This is a genomic window from Methylobacterium symbioticum, from assembly GCF_902141845.1.
In the GTDB taxonomy this organism is placed as follows: Bacteria; Pseudomonadota; Alphaproteobacteria; order Rhizobiales; family Beijerinckiaceae; genus Methylobacterium; species Methylobacterium symbioticum.
Genome location: NZ_CABFPH010000188.1, coordinates 1 through 5,143, shown reverse-complemented (window position 1 = coordinate 5,143; position 5,143 = coordinate 1). Strand labels below are relative to the sequence as shown.

General features: G+C 70.5%; 2 protein-coding genes and 1 pseudogene. All 3 read left to right on the top strand.

Annotation, left to right across the window (positions count from 1 at the left end; translation table 11 throughout):
- Positions 1-299 precede the first annotated feature (299 nt).
- Positions 300-1,529 carry an efflux RND transporter periplasmic adaptor subunit gene (locus MET9862_RS28340; protein WP_244612950.1) on the top strand — a complete coding sequence of 410 codons (1,230 nt, stop codon included), beginning with the start codon at positions 300-302 and terminating at the stop codon, positions 1,527-1,529.
- A 13-nt stretch (positions 1,530-1,542) separates the two neighbouring features.
- Positions 1,543-4,710: a multidrug efflux RND transporter permease subunit gene (locus tag MET9862_RS28335; RefSeq protein WP_142586225.1), complete on the top strand. Its 3,168-nt coding sequence runs from the start codon at positions 1,543-1,545 to the stop codon at positions 4,708-4,710.
- Positions 4,711-4,908: 198 nt separating this feature from the next.
- A pseudogene (locus MET9862_RS28330) lies at positions 4,909-5,143 on the top strand (hypothetical protein); the annotation flags it as partial.

Here is a 5,143-nt window from a genome sequence, read left to right as displayed (position 1 = left end):
GGGTCGACCGCCGCGTCCGACCGCGCCGCCCGCATGCGCCGGCGGCGACGCGCCCGGCCCGCGCGGAAGCCCCTCGCGAAACGCCCCGCGCCGTCCCGGCCGGAGGGCGCGCTCCCGATGATCGGGAGATCCGTGAGAGGTTTCGCACCGTGGGTCCGGCCGAGCCCGCTCGGCCGCATCGGGGCGCGATCCCGAGACCTCCGGATGGCCGCGCCTGTCGTGCCCGGCCCTCCCGATCCGTGATGCGTGTCTCCAGGAGCGCCGTGACCGTGACCCTTCGCCCCCTCCCCGCCCGTCGCCTGCGCAGTGCGGTTCGGTGGCCCGCCGCGACGCTGATCGGCGCCGCGCTCGTCGCCCTGTCGGCCTGCAACCAGCGCCAGGCCGCGGCGCCGGTGCCCCCGCCGCCGCCCGAGGTCGGCGTGATCACGGTGGCGCCGCAGCCGATCCCCTACCTGCGCGACCTGCCCGGCCGCGTCGCGCCGACCCGCATCGCCGAGGTGCGCTCGCGCGTCTCCGGCCTCGTGATCAAGCGGCTGTTCGAGCAGGGCTCGGCGGTGAAGGAGGGCGACGTCCTCTACAAGATCGACCCTGCCCCCTACGAGGTCGACCTCGCCAGCGCCGAGGCGACGCTCGCCCGGCAGGAGGCGGCGCTCGCGCTCGCCAACCAGCAGGCCGAGCGCCTGGAGACCCTGCTCGCCCGCAACACCGCGAGCCAGGCGCAGTACGACACCGCCTACGCGGCCAAGAAGCAGGCCGAGGCCGAGGTGGCCGGCGCCAAGGCGGCGCGCGACCGGGCCAAGCTCAACCTGAGCTGGACCGACGTGCGCGCGCCGATCTCCGGCCGCATCGGCCGGGCGCTGCTCACCGAGGGCACCCTGATCGAGCAGGGCTCCACGGGCGTCCTCGCCACGATCCAGCAGCTCGACCCGATCTACGTGGACATCACCCAGTCGGTGGGCGAATTGAACAAGCTGCGCCGGGATCTGGCCAGCGGCGAGCTCTCGAAGCTCGAGAACGACGCGGCCAACGTCCACCTGATCATGGATGACGGCAGCCTGTACCCGCTCGCCGGCCGGCTCCTGTTCTCGGACGTCACCGCCGATCCGAGCACCGGTCAGGTCACGCTGCGCGTGCTGATCCCGAACCCGAACGACGAGCTGTTCCCGGGCATGTATGTCCGCGCCCGGATCAAGCAGGGCATCGATTCCGACGCCATCGCCGTGCCGCAGCAGGCGATCCAGCGCACGGCCGACGGCAAGCCCGAGGTCTGGGTCGTGAAGGAGGGCGACACGGTGATGCTGCAGCCCGTCGAGGTCGGCCCGGTGGTCGGCCAGGACTGGCTGATCCGCGAGGGCCTCAAGGCGGGCGAGCGCGTCGTGGTCGAGGGCTTCCAGAAGATCACCGCCGGCATCACGGTGAAGCCGATGGACCGCACGGTCCCGCACGAATCGGAGACCGGCAAGCCGCACGATCCCGACGAGGCCGGCGACGGCGAGGCGAAGCGCCAAGCCGCCTCCCAGGTCCGCTGAGGAGGCGCAGCACGTGGCACGCTTCTTCATCGACCGGCCGGTCTTCGCCTGGGTCGTCGCCCTGTTCATCATCCTCGGGGGCGCGCTCTCGATCCCGATGCTGCCGGTGGCGCAGTACCCGGTGATCGCCCCGCCCCAGATCGCCCTCTCCACCGCCTTCCCCGGCGCCTCCGTGGAGAGCCTCTACACGGGCACCACCCGCCTCATCGAGGACGAGCTCAACGGCGCGGCCAACATCCTGAGCTTCGAATCGACCACCGACTCGTTCGGCTCGATCAACATCACCGCGACCTTCCAGCCGGGCACCGACCCGGCGCTCGCCTCGGTCGAGGTGCAGAACCGCCTGAAGCGCGTGGAGGCCCGCCTGCCGGCCGAGGTGCGCCAGAACGGCATCCTGGTGGAGGAGGCCTCGGCCGCGACCCTCAACATCATCACCCTGGTCTCGACCGACGGGAAGATGGACGAGATCGGGCTCGGCGACTTCCTGATCCGCAACGTCATCAACGAGATCCGCCGCATCCCCGGCGTCGGGCGCGCCACCCTCTACTCGACCGAGCGCAGCCTTCGCGTCTGGGTCGACCCGGACAAGCTGCGCGGCCTCTCGCTGACCCCGGAGGACGTCACCGACGCGATCCGCAACCAGAACATCCAGATCGCCTCCGGCGCCATCGGCGCGCAGCCGAGTCCGCTGAAGCAGACGATCACCGCGCCGATCATCGTGAAGGGCCAGCTCAACACGGTGGAGGATTTCGGCGCCATCGTGCTGCGCGCCAATCCGGACGGCTCGAACGTGCGCCTGCGCGACGTCTCCCGGATCGAACTCGGCGGCGACGCCTACCAGTTCTCGACGCGGCTGAACGGCGGCGAGGCGGCCGGCATCTCGGTGACGCTGGCGCCGGACGGCAACGCGCTGGAGACGGCCAAGGCGATCCGCGCCAAGATGGAGGAACTGGCCCAGTTCTTCCCGCCCGGGCTCAAGTGGGACATCCCCTACGACATCACGCCCGCCGTGAAGGCCTCGATCACCAAGGTGATGCACACCCTGGTCGAGGCGGTGGTGCTGGTCTTCGTCGTGATGTTCCTGTTCCTGCAGAACATCCGCTACACGCTGATCCCGACCATCGTCGTGCCGATCGCCCTGATGGGCACGGTGACGGTGATGCTGCTCGCCGGCTTCTCGATCAACGTGCTCACCATGTTCGGCATGGTGCTCGCCATCGGCATCCTCGTGGACGACGCCATCGTCGTCGTGGAGAACGTCGAGCGCATCATGAACGAGGAGGGCCTCCATCCGAAGGAGGCCACCCGCAAGGCCATGGACCAGATCACCGGCGCCATCATCGGCATCACGCTGGTGCTGGTGGCGGTGTTCATCCCGATGGCCTTCTTCCCCGGCTCGGTCGGCATCATCTACCGGCAGTTCTCGATCGCGATGGTCACCTCCATCGCCTTCTCGGCCCTGCTGGCGCTGACGCTGACGCCCGCGCTCTGCGCCACGCTGCTCAAGCCCGTCGAGAAGGGGCACGGCCACGCCAAGGGCGGCGTCTTCGGCTGGTTCAACCGGTTCGTGGACCGCGAGACCGCGCGCTACGGCCGCGGCACCGCGTGGTTCATCGGCAAGTCCGGCCGGGTGATGCTGATCTATCTCGCCCTGGTCTCCGGGGTGGCCTATGCCTTCCTGCGCCTTCCCGAGGGCTTCCTGCCGGTGGAGGACCAGGGCTTCTTCACGGTGGATATCCAGACCCCGCCCGGCGCCTCCTTCAACCGGACGCAGGCCGCGGTGCGGAAGGTGGAGGAGCACCTGATGGCGCAGCCGGGCGTGGCGACCGTGACCATGCTCAACGGCTTCTCGTTCTCGGGCCAGGGGCCGAACCTTTCCCAGGCCTTCGTGACACTGAAGCCCTGGAGCGAGCGCGACGCCAAGAACTCGGCCGCCGCGCTGGTGGAGGGCACCAACAAGGCGCTCGGCGGCTACCGCGACGCGATCGTGGACGCGCAGGAGCCGCCGCCGGTGGACAATCTCGGCAACGCGGCGGGCTTCTCCTTCCGCCTGCAGGACCGGGCCCAGCGCGGCTACTCGGCGCTGGCCGCGGCCGAGGCGCAGCTCCTCAAGCTCGCCCAGGCGAGCCCGATCCTGCAGAAGGTGAAGATCGAGGGCCTGCCGGCGACACCCCAGGCAGAGCTGATCATCGACCGCGAGAAGGCGGCGGCGCTCGGGGTGAAGTTCGAGGACATCAACGCCACGATTCAGGTCAATCTCGGCTCGGTCTACGCCAACGACTTCCCGAACCGGGGCAAGATGCAGCGCGTCTACGTGCAGGCGGAGCAGCTGCAGCGCATGAGCACCGCCGACATCCTCAACTACGCGGTGAAGAACAGCCAGGGCACCATGGTGCCGCTCTCCTCCTTCGCGGAGGTGAAATGGGGCATGGGGCCGGCCCAGATCGTCGGCTTCAACGGCTATCAGGCGGTGCGCTTCACCGGCGAGCCGGCGGCCGGCTACACCTCGGGCGACGCGATCGACGAGATGGAGCGGCTGGTGACACAGCTGCCCAAGGGCTTCGGCTATACCTGGACCGGCCAGTCGCTCCAGGAGAAGCAGGCCGGCTCCCAGGCCTCGCTGCTCTTGGCCCTCTCGGTGCTGATCGTGTTCCTCTGCCTCGCGGCGCTCTACGAGAGCTGGGCGATCCCGTTCTCGGTGCTGCTGGTGATCCCGCTCGGCGTGATCGGCTCGGTGGCGGCCGTCTATCTCCGGGGGATGCCCAACGACGTCTACTTCAAGATCGGGCTGATCACGATCATCGGCCTGTCGGCCAAGAACGCGATCCTGATCGTGGAGTTCGCCCGCGACCTCTGGAAGCCCGGCACCAACATCGTCAACGCCACGATCCAGGCGGCGACGCTGCGCTTCCGCCCGATCGTGATGACATCGCTCGCCTTCATCTTCGGCGTGGTGCCGCTCGCCATCGCGACCGGCGCCGCCTCGAAGAGCCAGCAGGCCATCGGCACCGGCGTGATGGGCGGCATGATCTCGGCCACCGTGCTCGCGGTGTTCTTCGTGCCGGTCTTCTTCGTGGTGGTGATGCGCCTGTTCCGCCGCAAGGACGTGGAGGCCGGCATGCGGGCCGAGCCCGATGCCGGGCCCGCCCCCGCCGCCCATCACGGCGTGCTGGCGGAGTGAGGCGGGCACCCGGCGCGCGGCCCGCTTCCGGCCGCGCGCAAGGGGCCGGCCGATCCAAGCGCGGCCGCGTCAGGCGGATGCGTGGGGCGCGAGCCCCGCGCCCGCCGCGGGGCTCGCTGCGTGGACGTATACTCAAGCAGTTGCTACCGTCCGTTGCAGGGTCCGGCGCTGCGCCGTCCCCGCCGTCCGGAGGGTGCGATGCCGCTCGGAGCCCGCCTCGTCATCGCTGCGGCGATGGCCGTCCTCGGCGCGGCCGGCGTTCAGGCCGGCCAATCCGCCGGAAGCTGGACCGATCCACCGGCCCGGACACCGTCCGTACAGCCCGAGGCGGAGCCCGCGAAGGAAACGCCGAGGGCCGCCGCCCCCGCTCCGGCCGCCCAGCAGGCCGCCCCGCCCGTCGCCCGGGCCGAGGCGCCGCGCAAGCCCGCGCGGG